This is a genomic window from Paenibacillus sepulcri (assembly GCF_042647105.1).
Lineage (GTDB): Bacteria > Bacillota > Bacilli > Paenibacillales > Paenibacillaceae > Paenibacillus_Z > Paenibacillus_Z sepulcri.
Genome location: NZ_JBHRUP010000001.1, coordinates 3,462,998 through 3,483,674, shown reverse-complemented (window position 1 = coordinate 3,483,674; position 20,677 = coordinate 3,462,998). Strand labels below are relative to the sequence as shown.

At 55.5% G+C, this 20,677-nt stretch carries 15 protein-coding genes and 1 tRNA gene; 13 read left to right on the top strand and 3 right to left on the bottom strand.

Annotated elements, in window-relative coordinates:
* Positions 1-81: 81 nt before the first annotated feature.
* From ACFOLF_RS15405 to ACFOLF_RS15395, 3 genes are all read left to right on the top strand, one after another.
* Positions 82-801 carry a response regulator transcription factor gene (locus tag ACFOLF_RS15405; protein ID WP_210043218.1) on the top strand — a complete coding sequence of 240 codons (720 nt, stop codon included), beginning with the start codon at positions 82-84 and terminating at the stop codon, positions 799-801.
* A 120-nt stretch (positions 802-921) separates the two neighbouring features.
* Positions 922-1,368 carry a MerR family transcriptional regulator gene (locus tag ACFOLF_RS15400; RefSeq protein WP_210043216.1) on the top strand — a complete coding sequence of 149 codons (447 nt, stop codon included), beginning with the start codon at positions 922-924 and terminating at the stop codon, positions 1,366-1,368.
* Between the two features lie 7 nt (positions 1,369-1,375).
* A complete protein-coding gene (locus ACFOLF_RS15395; protein WP_210043214.1) occupies positions 1,376-2,836 on the top strand; it encodes an MFS transporter in 1,461 nt (486 codons plus the stop codon).
* An 87-nt stretch (positions 2,837-2,923) separates the two neighbouring features.
* Here the strand turns inward: ACFOLF_RS15395 and ACFOLF_RS15390 are convergent, their stop codons facing one another.
* On the bottom strand, positions 2,924-3,142 hold the full coding sequence (locus tag ACFOLF_RS15390) for a hypothetical protein (protein ID WP_210043205.1): 219 nt from the start codon (positions 3,140-3,142) through the stop codon (positions 2,924-2,926).
* Positions 3,143-3,763: 621 nt separating this feature from the next.
* Between ACFOLF_RS15390 and ACFOLF_RS15385 the strand changes: the two genes are divergently transcribed.
* Complete coding sequence (locus ACFOLF_RS15385) at positions 3,764-5,269, top strand: sensor histidine kinase (RefSeq protein WP_210043203.1); 1,506 nt, start codon at positions 3,764-3,766, stop codon at positions 5,267-5,269.
* A gap of 158 nt (positions 5,270-5,427) precedes the next feature.
* Positions 5,428-5,502: transfer RNA gene (locus tag ACFOLF_RS15380), tRNA-Thr, on the top strand.
* Positions 5,503-5,574: 72 nt separating this feature from the next.
* On the opposite strand, the gene ACFOLF_RS15375 is transcribed toward ACFOLF_RS15380, so the two are convergent.
* A complete protein-coding gene (locus ACFOLF_RS15375) occupies positions 5,575-5,925 on the bottom strand; it encodes a tyrosine-type recombinase/integrase (RefSeq protein WP_210043194.1) in 351 nt (116 codons plus the stop codon).
* Positions 5,926-6,182: 257 nt separating this feature from the next.
* Here ACFOLF_RS15375 and ACFOLF_RS15370 point away from each other — a divergent pair, with 257 nt between their 5' ends.
* On the top strand, positions 6,183-6,311 hold the full coding sequence (locus ACFOLF_RS15370) for a hypothetical protein (protein WP_379114165.1): 129 nt from the start codon (positions 6,183-6,185) through the stop codon (positions 6,309-6,311).
* Complete coding sequence (locus tag ACFOLF_RS15365; RefSeq protein WP_210043192.1) at positions 6,308-12,904, top strand: Ig-like domain-containing protein; 6,597 nt, start codon at positions 6,308-6,310, stop codon at positions 12,902-12,904. Before ACFOLF_RS15370 ends, ACFOLF_RS15365 begins: the two co-directional genes overlap by 4 nt.
* Positions 12,905-13,049: 145 nt before the next feature.
* Here the strand turns inward: ACFOLF_RS15365 and ACFOLF_RS15360 are convergent, their stop codons facing one another.
* Complete coding sequence (locus tag ACFOLF_RS15360; protein ID WP_210043190.1) at positions 13,050-14,012, bottom strand: LysR family transcriptional regulator; 963 nt, start codon at positions 14,010-14,012, stop codon at positions 13,050-13,052.
* A 378-nt stretch (positions 14,013-14,390) separates the two neighbouring features.
* Between ACFOLF_RS15360 and ACFOLF_RS15355 the strand changes: the two genes are divergently transcribed.
* Genes ACFOLF_RS15355 through ACFOLF_RS15330 form a run of 6 tightly spaced genes read left to right on the top strand, consistent with a single transcriptional unit; the run spans position 14,391 to position 20,672 of the window.
* A complete protein-coding gene (locus tag ACFOLF_RS15355) occupies positions 14,391-15,959 on the top strand; it encodes an ABC transporter substrate-binding protein (RefSeq protein ID WP_210043174.1) in 1,569 nt (522 codons plus the stop codon).
* 15 nt (positions 15,960-15,974) lie between these two features.
* A complete protein-coding gene (locus ACFOLF_RS15350; RefSeq protein WP_210043157.1) occupies positions 15,975-16,919 on the top strand; it encodes an ABC transporter permease in 945 nt (314 codons plus the stop codon).
* A 19-nt stretch (positions 16,920-16,938) separates the two neighbouring features.
* Positions 16,939-17,844 carry an ABC transporter permease gene (locus ACFOLF_RS15345; protein WP_379114167.1) on the top strand — a complete coding sequence of 302 codons (906 nt, stop codon included), beginning with the start codon at positions 16,939-16,941 and terminating at the stop codon, positions 17,842-17,844.
* A gap of 36 nt (positions 17,845-17,880) precedes the next feature.
* A complete protein-coding gene (locus tag ACFOLF_RS15340) occupies positions 17,881-18,621 on the top strand; it encodes a cysteine hydrolase family protein (protein WP_210043155.1) in 741 nt (246 codons plus the stop codon).
* A 49-nt stretch (positions 18,622-18,670) separates the two neighbouring features.
* Positions 18,671-19,633: an ABC transporter ATP-binding protein gene (locus ACFOLF_RS15335; RefSeq protein WP_210043153.1), complete on the top strand. Its 963-nt coding sequence runs from the start codon at positions 18,671-18,673 to the stop codon at positions 19,631-19,633.
* 25 nt (positions 19,634-19,658) lie between these two features.
* The gene (locus tag ACFOLF_RS15330) at positions 19,659-20,672 is read left to right on the top strand and encodes an ABC transporter ATP-binding protein (protein WP_210043151.1); all 1,014 of its coding nucleotides are present in this window, start codon (positions 19,659-19,661) and stop codon (positions 20,670-20,672) included.
* The last annotated feature ends 5 nt before the right edge of the window (positions 20,673-20,677 follow it).

Genomic DNA, 20,677 nt, shown 5'->3' with positions numbered 1-20,677 from the left:
GGTCGAACCTTATTGTATATTGGATATAACGTTGACGAAAGAAGCCATCTTCAATTTCTTTTCCATTCCGAGGTGAAATCATTGAATAAGGTACTCGTAATCGAAGATGATGTCATGATGAGCGATATGTTAGCGATGTATTTGTCGGAAGAGGGCTATTCCGTTAAGCAATCGGCCACTGGCGACTGCGGGCTCAAACTGCTGGAGTTGTATCCACCCGATGTGGTTCTGCTCGATCTGATGCTGCCCGATTGGGACGGCATGAAGCTGTGTTCTACGATTCGACAAGCTTCGGGTGTCCCCATAATGATTGTGTCGATGAAATCCGAGGTTTCCGAACGGGTACAGGCTCTGCGCGCGGGCGCTGACGATTATTTGTGCAAGCCGTTCAGCATGCACGAATTGACTGCGCGGGTGGAAGCTTTGATCCGCAGGACGCGAATGGTGCAGGCCGTTCCCGCGAGAGCTGCCTCTCCGGAGGTCCCGGAAGCAAGACTGCCGGAAGAGCAGATCCTGCTCGATGCGGACCGCCGGCTTCTGCTTGTCCGTGGAGTAATGGTCGAAACGACATTCTCCGAATTTGAGCTGATGAAATTATTTCTCTCGCATCCGGGAAAAGTGTTCAGCCGGGAGGATTTGATCAATGCGATTCGCGGATTCGATTCCTTCGTAACCGACAGGGCCATTGATGTACATATCGTCAATCTCCGCCGCAAGGTGGAGCAGAATGCCAAAGAGCCCAAATATATTCGTACAGTATGGGGTGTCGGGTATAAATATATGACGGAGTCTGACGGGTAAATTTCAAATTGTAATTGTGGCCTATTTCGCAAACCGGCGGATAAGGGCCTTTTTTGTTTATAGGGTAAAAAATAACCATACCTTTACGTAAACGTTAGGTATATAATGAGGAGAGTTGAAATGCAGAATAAGAAATACAGCATTGAAGAGGTTACGGAACGTCTGGGCGTAACAGCGAGAACCCTTCATTATTATGAAGAAATCGGCCTCATCGGGGAGGTCGAGCGGACTGGCGGAGGCCACCGTCTCTATTCCGAGGAAGTAGCGGAGGAGATGGAGCATATTTTGCGGTTGAAAAATGTCCTCGGCTGCTCGCTGCAGGAAATCCGGACGATTCTCGACGCCGAACAGCAGCTGACGGCTCTGCGGGAAACCTACCGCCAGGAAATATCGGACTCCAGCCGCTCAAGCCTTCTGGATCAGGCTGCTGTTCTGCTGAACCGGCAAATATCCCTGATCGATGAGAAGGTGAAGGGAATGCTGGAGATGAAGCAACGATTTCAGGAACGGCTTCAGCGGGTAGAAGCCAAGCAGCCCGCGAAGACGAATGACTTTGCAAAGGAATGATAAGCATATGAATGACCGGAAATGGTGGATACTATCGGTAACCAGTCTGGGCGCGCTGCTCTCGGCGCTTAATTTCAGCACATTAATTATTGCTCTGCCGGATTTAATCAAGGGCATGCACGCATCCGTTCTTCAGGCCATGTGGGTTATGCTCGCCTATATGGTTGCCCAGACCGTTGCTGTGCTCATGGCAGGCAGTCTGGCTGACCGCTTTGGACGCAAGCGCATGTATATGTGGGGAATGATCATCTTTACGATCTTCTCGCTCGCTGCCGGGTTCTCGTCCAATGCGCCCATGCTGATCGTATTTCGCATTCTGCAGGGGATTGGCGGAGCCATGGTTATGGCGAACAGTACCGCTCTCGTCGCCGATGCCTTCCCCCGGGAGGAGCTCGGACGTGCGCTGGGCGTGAATATCATGGTGGTCGCCGTCGGGCAGATCATCGGCCCTGTGCTTGGCGGGTGGCTTACAACCGAGTACGGGTGGGAATGGACCTTCTGGTTCAATGTGCCTTTTGGCATAATCGCTATTGCCTGGGGCATGTGGGCTATGGGAATGAAGGATGTGAAGAGCACGGCTGCCGCGAAGAAATTCGATTTTGCCGGGTCGGTGCTGTACATGATTTTCATGACCGGCCTGCTGCTTGGACTAACCTGGGGCCCTATCCAGACCTGGAACTCCCCGGTTGTCTATATCTCTTTTCTTGCCTTCATTATCGGATTTCCGCTGTTTATCCGAACGGAGAGACGTCAGGCTTCTGCGCTGCTGCATCTGCCTTTGTTCAAAAACGTCGTGTTCTCACTTGGCATCGTCACCGCTACACTGAATGGACTTGCACGCATGGGCGTTATGTTTATGCTGATCTTTTATTTTCAGGGCGCGCTGTCCTATGACGCGCTGATGGCCGGAATTCTGACGATTCCGCTTGCTGCAGGCATGCTCGTGGTATCGCCTGTCGGCGGCTGGCTCGGAGACCGTTTCGGCGAAACGACGCCGGCAACGGTCGGCATTATTTTCAGCTTTGTCGGCCTGGTCGGGCTGGCGATGGATACGGGCCTTCATACGCCTTATTGGCAGCTTGCCTTCTGGATGACGCTGATGAGCATCGGCTCAGGACTCTTCAATTCGCCGAATTCCAGCAGTATTATGAATGCCGCTGGCCCCAAATTTCGCGGAGAAGCTTCCGGAATCCGCTCCATGACCGCCAATCTGGGGATGATGCTGAGCGTCGCCTTTACGATTCCGCTTGTGACCCAGAGTATTCCCCGCGAAGCCATGCTGGCGATTTTCTCGGGTACCCAGGTGGGTCTCGCCAACCCGGATCAGTCGCTTGCGGGATTCATCCACGGCCTGCATGCGGTATTCTGGGTTATGGCCGCATTGATGGTCATCGCCTGCGTGCTATCGCTGATGCGGGCCGGGCGCACGGAGAAGCGTCAGGTCAAGACCGGCAGCGCCCTGCAGTAAGTTTTTGTTTTGCAGATACAACAAAGGACAGCTGCATGTTATCCGCCTGGTCGGGAACGTGCTACTGTCCTTTTTTTTCAGATAAGTTCAACAAACTTCCATGTATAGCTTTGTGCCGTCATTATATTGTAAAATCGCCACGTCGCGAATCATCTCCACGGACGATATACGTTTCCATTTTTTGCGAAAGTCAAAGTTGTATTCCATCTCAAGCAATTTATTGTGAAGGAGCTCAATGTAGCTGATCTGCTCGGAAGGGTAATGAACGGGAACGGAATGTTTTTTAAAGGTAATGATTTTAGTCATTGCGGTAACCACCTCCGATCTTGAATTAAACTTAGTATACCCCAAAATATTTAATCGCTTATAAAGGAGACATGAGGTACATGTTTGCTTTGCTAATGCCGGTCTAACAATTTATATTACCCTTTTCCTGTCGGTTTAGATCACATTAGCGCTGCTTTTTTTGCGAGAAACTGGATGTTTATGGAGTTTCATGTAGAATAATGGGCAGTTCGGAGATGGGCGGACATTCGCATGAGGCATAAAAACGACAGCGCACAGGGGTCGCCGCCGAAGGCTCAGGCGTCATGAGTCACCGGATATAAAGAAGGGTAATTGACCCTATGTCATTTACATTTAAGGCGGCGAATTAGTTGTTCAGACCTGAAGCATCGGGGCGGAACTTTGAACATATTGGTGCATATTCTTGCACGGCATTATGGAAGTGTGTTCGTATAGGCCGGGCTCGGGCATGATACAGCGGGATCCTTGAAAATGATGAGCACCCCACACAAGCATATCCCGTATATGGTATTCTTTCTAATAGGTATGCGGGACGATCATCTGAAAAGAACGCTGTGTGCGCGCATGCAAATAGCGGAAGGAAGCCGCCGTCGTACCCGACTATGGCAGGAGGAATCGCGCATGATGTTTGCCAAAGTTTTTTTTGCTAATCTGAGTCTGTTGATTGCCCTGGCCTATCTGTTTAATCTGGGGTATAAATATATTTTCCAGCACGCCTCCGTGAGGGTGAAATATGCGCTGACGGTTGCCGTGTTTATTATAGCCGGATGGCTGACGATGGTGTTCGGCAGCAAAATGGCGGGTACGGCGCTGGTTGATATGCGTTTTGTACCGTTGATTATCGCTATTCTGGTGATGCCGAATCCATATTGGATTGCTTTCATCGGGGTCGGTATCGGCGCGGGACGCCTCTTCATCGATTACGATCCCCACAGCTGGATGGCTGCTCTGAGTATGGGCGTTATCGGGCTTGTCGGTACGGCTCTGAATATTTGGCTGAGAAAGCTGCGTTGGCGTTTTATTTGGAAAAGCGCTCTGGTTGTCGTTGTCGTGAATCTCTTGTATTCCATTAATTCAACCGTCATCATGTGCGTTTCCGATACGATGGATGCTTACGAGTACTGGCGTGAGATTGGCGGTTATGCCCTGCCGATCCGAATGGTTTTCAGCGGCCTGCTGGTCTTTATTATCCGCGATTTTCAGAAGGAACAAATCCGTGTCGACGAGCTGCGCACGATGAATATGCTCTTAAGACGGCAGACGCGCGAGCTGCGCCAGGCCAAGCGCGAGGTGGAGGAGAAGGCGCGCGAGCTGCTGCTGGCCTCCAAATACAAGTCGGAATTTCTCGCCAATATGTCCCACGAATTGAAAACGCCGCTTAACAGCATCATTCTGCTCTCCCAGTTTATACGGGATAATGATGATGAGCGCTATGAAGGGGACGAGGTGCGGTACGCCGATCTGATTCATGGAGCCGGCAATGATTTGCTTCAGCTCATTAACGATATTCTGGATTTGTCCAAAGTCGAGGCCGGCAAGATGGATATTGTCTTTGAGCCTGTGTCCTCGCATGATCTGGTGCAGATGCTGCACCAGCAGTTTATGCCGATCGCGGATCAGAACAAAGTATCCTTCGAGCTGGACATCGCGCCAAATGTGCCGGCCAGCCTGCAAACCGATGCTCTGCGGGTGAACCAGATTCTGCGGAACCTGCTGGTCAATGCGTTCAAGTTCACTGAAGAGGGTACGGTCCGCTTGGCGGTGCGTCTGGAGGGCGGTGCCCCTTCTATCGAGCCGGGACCGCAGGGAAGGCGGCGCATCCTCAACTGGAATCCCGCCACCTGGGTGCGCCCTGCAGCACGGCCGATTGCGCCTCAGCGGGTGGCCTTCACGGTGCATGATACCGGAATCGGCATCGAGCCTGAGAAGCAGAAGGTCATCTTCGAAGCCTTCCAGCAGGAGGACGGCGCCATCAACCGCAAATACGGCGGCACGGGGCTCGGACTCTCCATCAGCCTGCAGTTGGCCCGCCTGCTGGGCGGTACGCTGACCTTGAAAAGCGAGAAGGGCAAAGGCAGCTCATTCACTCTGCATATTCCCGTGCGCCCGCCTGTCCAGACCGATTAACAGCCGCAGCATTGATGGATATTACCCATTGTAGAGCGTTCGCCAGAGCTGTAAAAAAAGGTCATATTTACCCCCGCTGCGCGGTCCCCAAAAGGCTTGACTAATGATTTGTTTTTGCGATATATTATAAAAGTCGCGTCGCTTAAGACGCGCAATATGCTGATGTAGCTCAGGGGTAGAGCAACGCACTCGTAATGCGTAGGCCGGGGGTTCAATTCCCTTCATCAGCACCATACAATGCCAGTAACGGCGCGGTTTTCCTGAATTTCGGGAACCGCGCTTTTTTTGTTTCATCTACCATTCATCTACCCTTTAGTTTGCCAAAGCGGAATTTCGTTCTCATTTCTGCCCCTGACAATGGAGTCGCCCAGTCCCTTTAACACGGCTTCTTGAAGATTGGGGAGAACATGAGAGCAGATATCCAGTGTAACGGTGATGTCGGAGTGTAAATCAACATCTACCCAACGCAGTCCCAGAATTTCGCTCGTTCGCATTCCAGTAGATGCTGCCAGTTCGTAGACAATATAATATCGTTCCCGCTCGGCAGCAAGAAGGAATGCACCCAACTCATCCTCGTCCCGGACATCAAGCTTTGACAAGTTCTTGTCCATTTCCGATGACAAGAACTTGTTCCGATTCCCGAGGGCATCCGCCACAGGTCTTAACTTACTCCTGTCGCCGTGGCAGGGCGATCAACAAATGAGAACAAAAGATTATCATGCAAATACCTGCGCTTATTGGTCTGATTTTCTTCACTATAGGAGTCTTTATTCCGATAAAATGTAGGAGGAAGACCTATAATAACCCACTATCTATAGAAAGGAGCATACTGGCATGAAAAATATTTAGCGCTTGATTGAAGTTCAGGAAGATGAGTCATGCTAGCGGCTGTGATTTGGAAAGGAAGAGTGGAATGGATGAAAGGGTGCGGCGTTCAGCCGCGAGAACCGGACAATATGCTTTGGGCAACACGCTTTTGCTTGGACTGACCGGCGTCCGGTCGCGGTATGCGGAAGACGCGACGATGGGAAGTGAGGTATGAAATATAGATTTCGGCGGCGGGCGGCGCGATTATTGTGGAGGAGAGGGATACACGGAGCAATCTGCCTGATGCTCTTGTTCGGACTCTTGTCTGTAGTCGGCGGCCGACCGGCACATGCAGACGCGACGGTGTTGACATGGGAAACATTGACGAATGCGTTCGCCAACGAAGGCAACGGTAGCGTCATCACGTTGGGCGGCAACATCCAACAATCGTCCGGTTCGCTCTCCGTCCCGTCGGGGAAAAGCCTCATACTCGACCTGGCCGGATACACGCTGACCGTGCATGCGGTGTACGGCGGGAGATTGGCCGCAGTTCAAGTTCCTGTCGGAGCGTCTCTGACGATTCGAGACTCCGGCGGCAACGGAATGTTGGTGGCCGACGCATCCGCCGCTTACGGCTCCGGCATCGGGGGCGATTATCAAGCTGGCGCCGGGACGATCGTCATCGACAGCGGGAATGTAACGGCCACCAGCGGCAACGGCGCAGCGGGTATCGGCGGGGGATCGGACGGCGGTTCCGGCGGAACGACAATAATCAACGGCGGGAATGTGACGGCTCTCTCCACCAACGGCGGAGCCGGTATCGGGGGTGGCATTGGCGGCGGCACCGGCGGAACGATAACGATCAACGGCGGGAATGTATCGGCAACCAGTAAATTTGGCGGTTCGGGTATCGGCGGCGCTTACCAGTCTCCGGGAGCCAATGTGACGATCACGGGAGGAACTGTGACCGTATCCGGCAGCGGACAAGGTTCGGCCATCGGCGGCACTCCTTTCGGTTCCTTAGTCAACTCCGGAACGATTCTGGTTGCGAGCGGAAGTCAGATATCGATTCCATCGGATGTTACGGTTATGAACACCGGAACGATCAACGGGGCGATTGACGGAGCCGACCATATTGCCGGAAATAACTTTACCGTAAATTTCGACTGGAACGGCGTGCCTCAAACGAATCCGGCCCCCGTGCACATTTACACGGCGTCATTGGCAGCGGCGGGCAAAACCTTGCCGGTTTTGTCGCTTACAGGTTATATTCTGGACGGATGGTATACGCAGCCTGCCGGCGGAGAGCAGTTTACGGAAACAAGCGTAATCAGCGGCAGCATGACGCTTTATGCGCATTCGATTGAAGATTTGATTCCGCCGATGGTGGAGCTTACTACGCCGGCGGGAAGCAGCACCAATCAGCCTTTCACGGTGACCGCGAAGTTCAGCGAAGCGGTAAGCGGCTTCGAGGATGGCGACGTGACAGTAACGAATGGCGCCGTGGGAACGATTGAAGGAAGTGGGGACACCTACACGTTTTTGGTGTCGCCGACCGCAGATGGACCGGTAACGGTGAAATTGGCGGCCGGCGTGGCTTTGGACGCGGTAGGCAACGGTAATGCGGCCGCGACAGACCTGGTGCGAACGTACGATCATACGGCGCCGGCGGTGACGCTCACTACACCGGCGAGTAACAGCACCAATCAGCCGTTTACGGTGACGGCCAAGTTCAGCGAAGCGGTAAGCGGCTTCGCGGACGGCGACGTGGCGGTAACCAATGGAACCGCGGGAACGGTTGAAGGAAGCGGGGACACCTACACATTCCTGATCTCGCCCGCCGCGGATGGACCGGTTACGGTGAAATTGGCGGGCGGCGTGGCCATAGACGCCGCGGGCAACGTCAATACGTCATCGGCAGACCTGGTGCGAACGTACGATCATACGCCGCCGACGGTGACGCTCACATCGTCTGTGGGAAGCATTACCAATCAGCCGTTTATAGTGACGGCAAAGTTCAGCGAAGCGGTGAACGGATATACTGTATTGACATCTAACAGCACCGCAGGAGCCTTTACAGGCAGCGGCACCGTAACGTTCAAGGTTACGCCGCGCGTGGATGGACTGGTGCAGGTGAGCATACAGGGAGACAGCGGTGAAGATGCCGCAGGCAACCGGATTGTGGCCTCTTCGATATTGAAGGTCACGTACGACCATACTTCGCCGACAGTGACGCTCACTGCGCCGGCGGGGACCGGCACCAATCAGCCGTTTACGGTGACGGCGAAATTCAGCGAAGCGGTAAGCGGCTTCGAGGATGGTGACGTGACGGTGATGAACGGCACCGCGGGAACGATTGAAGGAAGCAGGGACACGTACACGTTCCAGGTATCGGAGATCGCGGACGGACCGGTAACGGTGAAGCTGGCGGGCGGCGCGGTACTGGATGCCGCAGGCAACGGGAATACGGCCGCGGCAGACCTGGTGCGCACGTACGATCATACGGCGCCGACGGTAATGTTGACAACGCCGGCGGCGAGCATTATCAACGAGCCGTTTACGGTGACCGCGAAATTCAGCGAATCGGTAAACGGCTTCGGGGATGGCGACGTGACGGTGACGAACGGCACCGCCGGAACGATTGAAGGAAGCGCGGATACGTATACGTTCCAGGTATCGCCGATCGCGGATGGACCGGTAACGGTGAAGCTGGCGGGCGGCGTGGCACTGGATGCCGCAGGCAACGGGAATACGGCCGCGGCAGACCTGGTGCGCACGTACGATCATACGGCGCCGACGGTAATGTTGACAACGCCGGCGGCGAGCATTATCAACGAGCCGTTTACGGCGACCGCGAAATTCAGCGAATCGGTAAACGGCTTCGAGGATGGCGACGTGACAGTGACGAACGGTACCGCGGGAACGATTGAAGGAAGCACGGATACGTATACGTTTCTGGTGTCGCCGACCGCGGATGGACCGGTTACGGTGAAAGTGGCGGGCGGCGTGGTACTGGATGCCGCGGGCAACGGGAATACGGCCGCGGCAGACCTGGTGCGCACGTACGATCATACGGCGCCGACGGTGACGCTGACAACGCCGGTGGCGAGCATTACCAACGAGCCGTTTACAGTGACTGCAAAATTCAGCGAAGCGGTAAGCGGCTTCGAGGATGGCGATGTGACAGTGACGAACGGTACCGCAGGAACGATTGAAGGAAGCGGAGATACGTACACGTTCCTCGTCTCGCCAATCGCGGATGGACCGGTAACGGTGAAGCTGGCGGGCGGCGCGGCACTGGATGCCGCAGGCAACGGGAATACGGCCGCGGCAGACTTGACGCGCACGTACGATCATACGGCGCCGAAGGTGACGCTGACAACGCCGGTGGCGAGCATTACCAACGAGCCGTTTACAGTGACTGCGAAATTCAGCGAAGCGGTAAGCGGCTTCGGGGATGGCGACGTGACAGTGACGAACGGCACCGCCGGAACGATTGAAGAAAGCGCGGATACGTATACGTTTCTGGTGTCGCCCACCGCGGATGGGCCGGTTACGGTGAAAGTGGCGGGCGGCGCAGCACTGGATGCCGCGGGCAACGGGAATACGGCCGCGGCAGACTTGACGCGCACGTACGATCATACGGCGCCGGCAGTGACGCTCACTACGACGGCGGCGAGCATTACCAACCAGCCGTTTACAGTGACCGCAAAATTCAGCGAAGCGGTAAGCGGCTTCGGGGATGGCGACGTGACGGTGACGAACGGTACCGTGGGAACGATTGAAGGAAGCGGGGACACGTATACGTTCTTTGTCTCGCCAATCGCGGACGGACCGGTAACGGTGAAGCTGGCGGGCGGGGTGGCACTGGATGCCGCAGGCAACGGGAATACGGCCGCGGCAGACCTGGTGCGCGCGTACGATCATACGGTGCCGACGGTGACGCTGACAACGCCGGCGGTGAGCATCATCAACCAGCCGTTTACAGTGACTGCAAAATTCAGCGAAGCGGTAAGCGGCTTTGCGGATGGCGACGTGACGGTGCCGAACGGTACCGCGGGAACGATTGAAGGAAGCGGGGACACGTACACGTTCCAGGTATCGCCGATTGCGGATGGGCCGGTTACGGTGAAAGTGGCGGGCGGCGCGGCACTGGATGCCGCGGGCAACGGGAATACGGCCGCGGCAGACTTGACGCGCACGTACGATCATACGGCGCCGGCAGTGACGCTCACTACGACGGCGGCGAGCATTACCAACCAGCCGTTTACAGTGACCGCGAAATTCAGCGAAGCGGTAAGCGGCTTTGCGGACGGCGACGTGACGGTGACGAACGGCACCGCCGGAACCATCGACGGGAGCGAAGATTTGTACATGTTCGAAGTGACCCCGATTGCGGATGGGCCGGTTACGGTAGTCGTGTACGGCGGTGTGGCCGAGGATATTGCAGGCAATGAGAATACGGCCGGGGCAGTATTGAGTCTGACCTACGATAGGACGGCAGCGACAGTCGCGTTTAGCCCGAACGGTAACCCCGATCCGGCAACAACCGCGGAAACAACAGTGTCGGTGACGGACGCGGCAAGCTCCCATTTGACGTCTCTGAAATATATGTGGACGCAAAGCGCGGCTGCGCCTGACGAAAACGCCGAAGACTGGACTTCTTTCGCAACCGGCGGCATTCTCAGGCAAACCGGCGGGGAAGGCGAATGGTATTTGCACATTCACTCCATCGATGAAGCGGGCAATGTCGGCGGCCGGGTATCGGAACCTTTTGTTCTCGATAATACGGTGCCGGTGATCGAATTGCGCGGCGATAATCCTTTCTATGTACCGCAGGGAGAAACGTATGAGGAACCCGGAGCGATGGCGACGGACAACCTTGACGGTGAATTGCCGACCTCCTCAATCGTCATTACCGGCGACGTGGATACCGCGGCGTTGGGCGATTACGAGCTTCAATATGCCGCTAACGACCGGGCGGGAAATACAGTCACGGTGACGCGAAGCGTATACGTCTATGACAGTGATGCGCCGGTCATTCGCCTGAACGGGCCGAATCCGCTGACCGTCGCGGTGGGAAGTGCGTTTGCCGACCCCGGCGCGAAGGCGCAGGATAAGCAGGAGGGCGACCTGACCGGGGCTATTACGGTAACGGGTGCGGTTTACACGGAAGAGGTAAGCTTTTATTATCTGGATTACAACGTAATGGACAGTACGGGCAATGCGGCGCCGACCGTAACAAGAGAGGTGTACGTAATCGCACCGCCAGTTGTTGCGCTGCTTGGCCTTTCGGCGATTACGCTGACGGCGGGCGAGAAGTTCGCCGACCCCGGCGCCAGGGCGTCTGACGCCTATTTTGGCGATCTGACCGGGGCAATTACGGTGACCGGAACGGTCGACGTCAATCGGCCGGGCCTCTATACGCTGCAATATAACGTGCAAAATGCAATCGGCCAACAGGCGACGGCAGCCCGGACCGTAACTGTGGTAAGCGCCGACGATTCGGGAGGGACGGATGATCCCGGCGGGTCTGATGACCCCGGTAGCCCGGGCAATCCCGGCAGCGGTCCGGATTATCCGACCGGCCCCGTTTATTTCGACGATGGACAGGACAACGCTTCAGGCACGGCGGACATCATGATCAACGGAATCCGTACCGCGGCACGTCTGAAGACGGAAACGACTGCCGACGGGCAGACTGTGGAACGGCTTCTGCTGACAGCAGAGCAAGTCATTTTGGCGTTTGCGTCCGATCGCCGGGAGGCGCTGCTGGAGATCGAGGGGCTTGGTCCGGCGGTCAAAGTAAGCATGCCGGCGGCAGCTCTGCTGGATGCGCTGCAGGCTCGGTCTGACGCGGCCATCCGGGTGAGCGTGGATGGCCGCAGCTTGCTTCTGCAGCTTGGCGCGATCGGAAACTTGCCGGAAACGGCGAACGTTTCGGTGACGATCACTCAAGCATCGGACGCGGCAAGCGCAGCTCTGAAAGAAGCGTTGAGCAGGCAGGGGGCGATCCCCCTGCTTGAGCATCCGATTGCTTTCGCATTGGATGCGGATGGTCGGTGGATCGATAACGGCCGCTACGCAGAGCGTTCAATCGCCTTGCCCGCGACGGCCGACCCGGACAAGACGACGGCGGTCTGGATCGATGCAAAGGGCGGACTGCACTTTGCGCCATCCGTTTTTGCGGGCGCCGCGAAGGGCGAAATACCGACGGTTACGATTAAATCACTGCAGAACGGCCTTTATACAGTCATACAGTCGGACGAGTCCTTCGCGGACATGTCGGGACATTGGGCAAAGCAAGAGGTTGAACTGCTGGCGAACAAACGGATCGTCGAAGGACGGCCGGATGGCCAATTTGCGCCGGACGATAATATTAACCGCGCCGAATTTGTGGAATTGCTCGTGCAGGCGCTGGAATTGAAGGAACAGAGCGAGGATCGGCCGTTCTCGGATGTGTATTCGGCCAGCTGGTATTCCGGCGCTGTCGGGGCGGCGCGGCAAGCGGGCCTGATCGACGGCTACGGGGATGGGAGCTTCCGGCCGAACGAAAGCATCACGCGCGAGCAAATGGCGGCAATGATCGCCAGAGCGCTGGCTTTTGCCGGAAAATCGCCGCAGCCGGATGCTGCTGCGCTGCAGCCGTTCGCCGACGGTGCAGACATCGCGAGCTGGGCTGCCGATGCGGCGGCCCAGCTGGCTGCGACGGGCATCATTCAAGGGATGGCCGGCGCAGCGTTCGCGCCGGAAGCGGATGCTTCCCGCGCGCAAAGCGCCGTCATGCTGCAGCGGATGCTGGTATATTTGCAATTTATCAATGAATAACTGAATGGATAAAGACAAGGTTTGAATCGAGCAAGCTTCGTTGCCTGCGGGTGATGAACAATGCCAATAACGGCGCGGTTTTCCGAATTTCGGGAACCGCGCTTTTTTTGTTTTTTTCGATAACCGGCCCCACTCCTATGGTTGACTAATCGGTCGATATCCGCCTGGCTGGATTGCCGGGCTGCGCCCCCTCGAGATAGGCTAACGCTCCCGCTGCGGCTTCACGCTGCATGAGTCTTGTTGTGTGTTGGACAAACAGCTGGTCCAGGCTGTTCAGGCTCCCCTTTTTATACATAAGAAACACATTCTCGGGCGGGAAGGGGTTGGATTTGATGGGAATAGCCGCCATTTCGCGGCGGATCAATTCGTCGCGGAATATAAGCGCTCCGGACAGGAATGCCCCGCTTCCTTCCATGATCCAATGCTTGATGAGGGACAGGCTGTTGCTTTCGTATTTGATCTCATGGCGCAGGTTCAGATTGCCGAGAGTAAGCTCCAGCATTCTTCGATAGAGCGTGTCGGAATGATAGGTGATAAGGGGAGTCTCTGCGACCTGCTCCATCGTGATGAGTCCGCAGGCGGCCAGCGGATGATCCCGCGAAACAATCAGGCGGACGTCCTCCTGATAGATGTTTTTGAAAGTCAGGGCTGGAACGTTCAAGGCATAACGGCTGATGCTGAGCCGAAATTCGTTGTCGGTTATTTTGCGTATTTGCTCCCGTGAGGAATAACCGAGAATACATACGGAAACCTCCGGATAGTGGTCTTTGAATTCGGTCAGTATCCAGGGCAGCAGCGTGCCCGCGAAAGAATTGTTGCAGCCGATGGACAGCTTGCCGGTGAGCCCCAGCCTCAGCTGATCGATTGCGCGGCGGCCCTCCTCGATTGAGTTCACCGCCCGCCTCGCAAAAGGCAGAAAAGCGAATCCCTCCTCGGTTAATTGGATCCCTGTTTTGCTGCGGACAAAGAGCAGCTTGTTGAGATCCTGCTCAAGCTGTTTAATCCGGTTGGAGACGGTGGGTTGGGGCAAATATAGATGCTCGGCTGCCTTCTTGTAGCTCCCCAGATGATAGATAGCCAAAAACGTCGTGATCTGCTCAAATGTCAATTTGTCCACCCCTCGGTCAGAATTTATGTCACTATGCTGGAATATTGCGATTTATTTTCACAGCACTCAAGTAACTATAGATGACATCATATCGCCAATTAATGCGTTTACATCCAAATATCTGATCTGAACATTCAGAATACGTTATTTACGAGTCAAGTATACGGACTTATTATAGGGGTACCAACATAGAAATGCCATATATACGTAATTTTATATTACATAGAGAGGATGCGAGGGGGCGGCGGTGTTCATCGGATTTTAAATTCAGAATATTCAGAAATAATTATGAGGGTTGCTGAAAGCGTCATGGAACAGGGCGGTATGAAAGAACGGATCAACGGTTACAAGTAAGCTTTTTATTAGAGGAGGACTTGTATGAAATCAAGGATAAATCCTGATAAAAGGATCTTAATTCCCATCCTGCTGGCTGTCATGATCACATTCCTGTTAAGCGGCTGCGGCGGGGAGGCCGCTCCTGTGTCGAATGTGCCGGAGACCTCCGCCGAAGCGGCTGGAGGAAAGCTGAGAGTCGGCACGATCTCCGATTTCGGCACACTGGACCCTGCGAGATCCACCAGGCTGATCGATGAAGAACTCTACAACAATATTTACGATCCGATGGTCAAGCTGACCCCCGACGGCAAATTCATTCCCGGTCTGAGCACGGAATGGAAGGTCAGCGATGACGGCAAGACCTATACCTTTACATTGAGAGAAGGTGTCAAATTTCATGATGGCACCGACTTTAATGCGCAGGCCGTTATCGATAACTGGAACTGGATTATGGATCCGGCGAATGCCTCTCCCCGCAGCTCCGATCTGGTGCTGGTGCAGGAGCTGTCTTCCCCCGATCCTTATACGCTGGTGGTCAAGCTGAAAACGCCGTTCACGCCGTTCATTGCCACGATTACAGGCCGTACCGGTTTGATTGCGTCTCCGACCGCGAGGGAGAAATACGGCGATCAATACGAGATGAATCCGGTAGGGACGGGGCCGTTCCAATTCGTGGAATGGAATAAAAATGACCATCTAACCATCCGCAAGAATCCCGACTATTGGGAAAAGGACCAGCCCAAGCTGGATGAAGTCGAATTTATGCCGATCGTCAATCAATCGCAGAAGTTGAACGCGCTGCTTGCGGGACAGGTGGATCTGGTGGATTCGATTCCCTTCCAGGACATACCCAAGGTGGAAAATACGCCGAATCTCAAGCTTGGAACGCTCACCTCTTTCGGTTATTCCCGATTATCGTTCAATCTGCAGAAACCGCCGTTCGATAACGTCAACAACCGCAGGGCGGTCAACTATGCCATCAACCGGGACGAAATCAACCAGTTGATCTATTTCGGCAAATTCGTTCCGGGGTACTCCTTCTTCTCCCCGGCTGGCTTTGCCAACGACCCGGACATAAAAATCGATTATTCCCTGGAATCGGCCAAGGAAGAGCTGAAGAAAGCCGGCAATCCCGATGGCTTCACCTTCACGCTGCTCAGCGCCAATGATCCTCAGACGCTGCAGCTCAGCCAGCTTTTCCAGAGCCAGCTGGCCAAGGTAGGGATCAAGATGAATATCGAAGCGCTGGACTCCACGGCTATCACCGAGAAACGCAACAGCGGCGACTGGCAGACGACCGGCGGCGGCTGGAGCGGTATGATCGATCCCGACCAGAACAGCTATGCGTTCATTGTCACCGATGCGCCTTTCAATTACGGCAAATACAGCAATCTTGAAGTCGACAAGCTGATGCAGCAGGCGCGCGAATCCAGCTCAACCGAGGAGCGAAAGAAGATTTATTCACAGGTAGCTTCCATTCTTCTGGAGGAGGTACCTGGCGTGTTCACCGGTTATCAGCCGGTTGTGGATGTCTGGACCGACAAGGTTCAGGGCTTCGAGGTATACCCGGACCAGCTGCTGCGGCTGCATAAGACTACCATCAGCAAGTAAAGGAGGGACGCTTCAATGACCAGTTATGTGGGACGTCGGCTTCTGTGGTTTATCCCGGTATCCTTGCTCCTGATTATTTTCACCTTCAGTCTGATCCATCTGGTACCGGGGAATCCGGCACACACCATTCTGGGCGAGGAGGCGAGTCCGGACGCCGTGCGGCTGCTGGAAGCCAAGCTCGGTCTGGACCAGCCGCTATCAGTTCAATTCTTTGATTATCTGTCGGATACGCTGCAGGGCAACTTCGGCCATTCGCTTTACGGCAGCCAGCCGGTGCTGGAGCTGATCATTACCCGGCTGCCGGTGACGCTTGAGATCTCCGTCCTGGCGATTCTGCTGTCGCTGGCCATCTCGCTGCCCTTGGGCATTCTGGCGGCCAGACGCCCGAATTCCTGGATCGATCATACCGGGCGCCTGATCGCACTCGCCGGAGCGGCCGTGCCTACCTTCTGGGTGTCGCTCATTCTGGTCTTCCTGTTATCCGTCACTGTCCGGTGGTTCCCGGCGCTGGGATGGGTTCCTTTGTCGGAGGGTATCGGCTCCAATTTGTACCATCTGGTGATGCCGGTCATTGCCCTGTCGCTTCCGCTCGCCGCTATGGAATCGAGAATGCTGCGCGGTGAAATGCTCGAGGTGCTCAGTCAGGTCTACATTCAGGTAGCCCGCGCCAAAGGAATGCGCGAGAAGGCGGTGCTGCTGCGGCATGGACTGCGAAATGCCATTCTGCCGGTTATCACGGTGATCGGGCTGCAGATGGGAGGGCTGCTCGGAGGGGCCGTTCTGATCGAATCCATCTTCTCCCTCCCCGGGATGGGCCAGCTGGTGCTGAATGCGATTGTGCAAAGGGATTATCCGGTGGTCAACGGCACCGTCCTGTTTATGGGAGGTACCATTCTGTTTACGAATTTGCTGGTCGATGTTATTTACGCATTCTTGGACCCAAGAATCCGTTATTCCTGATGGAAAGGGGTGCAGCACGATGTCCATGGATCTGACAAGAAGGGAAATCGAGCTTGGCCATCTTCAGGCCAAGCCGAGGAACCGGGCCCGCAAGCTGCTGGCCAAAATCCGTAAAAACGGACTGATCATGTCCGGACTCCTGATGGTGCTCGGCTTTGCTGTTGTGGCTCTCATTCTGCCGTCCTTCGTCCCGTATTCGCCGTTTGCCACCGACTATACCGCTGCGCTTAAGCCGCCGAGCCTGTCCCATCTCCTGGGCACCGATAATCTGGGACGCGATGTGTTCAGCCGGGTCGTCTGGGGAGCGAGGGAGTCGCTCGCATCGGGACTTCTTATTGTCGCGCTGGCTTTTCTGATCGGCGTTCCGCTGGGACTCATATCCGGATTTTACGGCGGCTGGACGGACGAAATATTGATGCGCGTCGTTGATACATGGCTGGCTTTTCCGGGTCTGGTGCTCACCATGGCGCTTACCTTTATTATGGGGCCGTCCTTTATTAACGCTTCTGTCGCCGTGGCTGTAATCATGGCGCCGCAATTCATCCGGATAACCAGGGGACAGGTGCTGAGCATCCGGGACCGCGAATTCGTGCAGGCGGCCCGGAGCCACGGCGTGCGTACCTGGCGGATTCTGCTGCGGCATATTCTGCCCAACGCATCCACATCGCTTACGGTGGCCTGCAATCTGAATATGGGCCATGCGATTATGGTGGTGGCCAGCTTGTCCTATCTGGGCCTCGGCACACCGCCGCCATTCCCGAGCTGGGGAGAAATGCTCCAGAGCGGTACGACGTTCCTGACGATGGCCCCCTGGATTTCCTTTGCGCCGGGTCTTGCGATCTTCCTGCTGGTGCTTGCTTTCACCCTGCTCGGAGAAGGCATACGGGACGAGTTCGATCCCCATTCCAAGGTCAAGTCAGGCTAGAGCGGGAACATAATTTTAACTGATGGAGGGTTATCGATGAAATTTGGAAACGGAGCAAACTATTGGATCGTGGAAGGCGATGATTTCGATGTCAGCAGAGGAGCGGCCAAAGCCGTCACCATTGACATGAATGAGAATCGCACGTTGAAATTCGATCCCGCGCGGTCGGCCTTTATCATTATCGATATGCAAAATTATTTCTGCTCTCCTCTGCTGGACCGCCCGGAAGGCGCGTTAAAGCTGGTGCCCGCCATCACTTCTGCCATCAAAAGCAGCCGGCAGCTGGGGATGCGGATTATATGGGTGAATTGGGGACACCGCCCCGATACGGCCAACCTGCCTCCGAGCCTGCTGTACGGTTGGCAGCGCAGCGGACGGCCGGGCATCGGCCAGCCATTGCCGGACGATCTCGGGCTGACGCTGATCAAGGACTCCTGGTCTGCCGCATTGACGGGCGATCTGGAGGAGCTGCGCGAAGCGGACGATTATTGGGTTGATAAGTACCGGATCAGCGGGTTCCCGGGCAGCTCGCTCGACCCGATCCTGCGCTCGAACGGCATCACCACGTTATTCTTCGCGGGAGTTAATACCGACCAATGCGTCATGGACTCTGTCCACGATGCCGCTTATCTGGGCTACGACAATGTGCTTTTGATGGACTGTACGGCTACGACATCTCCGGCGCATGTGCTGGAAGGCTCCCTGCACAACATGAGGTCGAAGGCGTTTACCGCGCTTTCCACCAGCCTCACGGCTGCTGCGGCGAGCTTTGTGTAATCCTGATATATATCAGCGAATTATCCCGGGTAAAGGCGGTGGCACCATAATGGAAACCCTGCTTAAGGTAAGCAACCTGAGAACATGGTTCACCTCTTCAGACAAAGTGGTGAAAGCGGTCGACGGCGTCGATTTTGAAGTCGGGAGCGGCAAAGTACTGTGCATCGTCGGCGAATCGGGCAGCGGGAAAAGCATGACCTCCCTGTCCCTGATGGGGCTGGTGCCGGGTCCTCACGGGCGCATTGTGGACGGCGAGGTATTGTTCGACGGCGAAGATCTGGTCGGCTTGAGCGAAGCCCGTCTGTCGGATTTGCGGGGCAACAAGATCGCGATGATTTTCCAGGAGCCGATGAGCGCGCTTAATCCGCTGTTCAAAATCGGGGAGCAGATTATCGAGGTGCTGATGCGCCACCGCAAGCTTTCCAGAAGGGAGGCTCACGCCAAAGCGGTCTCCCAGCTCCGCAGCGTCGGCATCCCGCAGCCGGAAACGATCGTGCATTCGTACCCTCATCAATTATCCGGGGGCATGCGACAGCGGGTCATGATTGCCATGATGATGGCTTGCGAGCCGAAACTGCTTATCGCCGACGAACCGACAACCGCTCTGGATGTCACTATACAGGCGCAGGTGCTTGACCTGATGCGCAGTCTGAAGGACCGGACGGGTACGGCGATCATATTTATCACCCACGATCTCGGCGTTGTGGCGGAGATGGCTGATGATATGGCGGTTATGTATGCCGGTCAGATTGTCGAATCGGGCTCCGCCGATATTGTGTTCGACAAGCCGATGCATCCGTATACACTGGCTTTGATGGGCTCCGTTCCTTCAATGACGGAGGATAATGAGCGGCTGATCGCCATTCCCGGTACGGTGCCGAGCGCCGCCGATTTTCCGCCGGGCTGCAGATTTGCCGAGCGCTGCTCTATCGCAAGCTCCGGCTGTCACACAAGTATGCCGGAGCTGCGCGAGATAAGTCCCGGACATTATGTCCGCTGCGCTCTGATCTAGAACTCGAATGGAAGGTGGCTTGCCAATGACACTTGCAGAGCAGACCGTAACAGAAGCCGGAGGGGCCGTGGGCGGCAGCGATAATTTGCTGGAGGTCCGCAACGTGAAGATGTATTTCCCTATTACCGGCGGCATTTTGCAGCGCAAGACAGGCGAGGTCAAGGCGGTCGATAATGTTTCGTTCTCCATCAAGAAAGGCGATACGCTGGGACTCGTCGGCGAATCCGGCTGCGGGAAGTCGACGACGGGCAGGGTCATTATGCGGCTCTACGAACCGACGGAGGGTTCGATTATATTCGACGGGCATGATATTACGAAAATCAAGGGCGATCGGCTCCGCCAGCTGCGGCAAAATTTTCAGATGGTTTTTCAGGACCCGTTCTCCTCGCTGAATCCGCGGATGACCGTCGCTGCCATTATAGCGGAGCCGATGATTGTAAATACGAAAATGACGCAAAAAGAAGCCATGGAACGGGTCGCCTATCTGCTTCGGGTAGTCGGGCTGCCCCAGGAGGCCGGCTTCAAGCATCCGCATGAGTTCTCGGGCGGCCAACGCCAGCGGATTGCCATTGCCCGGGCCCTTGGCCTGAATCCCAAGCTGATGGTATTGGACGAAGCCGTCTCCGCGCTCGATGTGTCCATTCAGGCGCAAATCATTAACCTGCTTGACGATCTCCGGAGGCAATTCGGCCTGTCTTATCTTTTTATTTCTCATAATTTATCCGTCGTCAAGCATGTAAGCAATAAGGTCGGAGTGATGTATCTGGGCAGAATGGTGGAGATCGCGCCCAAATCCGATCTATATGGCGCGCCCCTCCATCCGTATACCCAATCGCTGCTTTCCGCAGCGCCGGAGGCAAGCCGCAGGGCGAAGCGCGAACGTATCGTGCTTGCGGGAGAAGTGCCGAATCCTGCCAATCCGCCTTCGGGCTGCGCTTTTCATACCCGCTGTCCCAAAGCGATGAGTATTTGCCGGGCAGCGCGTCCCGAACTGCAGGAGATAATGCCGGAACAATGGGTTGCATGTCATTTATATTAAGGAAG

What these genes read in the sequence shown, in the direction of transcription:
- ACFOLF_RS15400 (WP_210043216.1), top strand. Translation starts at nt 922, where the DNA reads ATGCAGAATAAGAAATACAGCATTGAAGAGGTTACGGAACGTCTGGGC.
- ACFOLF_RS15395 (WP_210043214.1), top strand. Translation starts at nt 1,376, where the DNA reads ATGAATGACCGGAAATGGTGGATACTATCGGTAACCAGTCTGGGCGCG.
- ACFOLF_RS15390 (WP_210043205.1), bottom strand. Translation starts at nt 3,142, where the DNA reads ATGACTAAAATCATTACCTTTAAAAAACATTCCGTTCCCGTTCATTAC.
- ACFOLF_RS15385 (WP_210043203.1), top strand. Translation starts at nt 3,764, where the DNA reads ATGATGTTTGCCAAAGTTTTTTTTGCTAATCTGAGTCTGTTGATTGCC.
- ACFOLF_RS15370 (WP_379114165.1), top strand. Translation starts at nt 6,183, where the DNA reads ATGGATGAAAGGGTGCGGCGTTCAGCCGCGAGAACCGGACAATATGCT.
- ACFOLF_RS15365 (WP_210043192.1), top strand. Translation starts at nt 6,308, where the DNA reads ATGAAATATAGATTTCGGCGGCGGGCGGCGCGATTATTGTGGAGGAGA.
- ACFOLF_RS15355 (WP_210043174.1), top strand. Translation starts at nt 14,391, where the DNA reads ATGAAATCAAGGATAAATCCTGATAAAAGGATCTTAATTCCCATCCTG.
- ACFOLF_RS15350 (WP_210043157.1), top strand. Translation starts at nt 15,975, where the DNA reads ATGACCAGTTATGTGGGACGTCGGCTTCTGTGGTTTATCCCGGTATCC.
- ACFOLF_RS15345 (WP_379114167.1), top strand. Translation starts at nt 16,939, where the DNA reads ATGTCCATGGATCTGACAAGAAGGGAAATCGAGCTTGGCCATCTTCAG.
- ACFOLF_RS15340 (WP_210043155.1), top strand. Translation starts at nt 17,881, where the DNA reads ATGAAATTTGGAAACGGAGCAAACTATTGGATCGTGGAAGGCGATGAT.
- ACFOLF_RS15335 (WP_210043153.1), top strand. Translation starts at nt 18,671, where the DNA reads ATGGAAACCCTGCTTAAGGTAAGCAACCTGAGAACATGGTTCACCTCT.
- ACFOLF_RS15330 (WP_210043151.1), top strand. Translation starts at nt 19,659, where the DNA reads ATGACACTTGCAGAGCAGACCGTAACAGAAGCCGGAGGGGCCGTGGGC.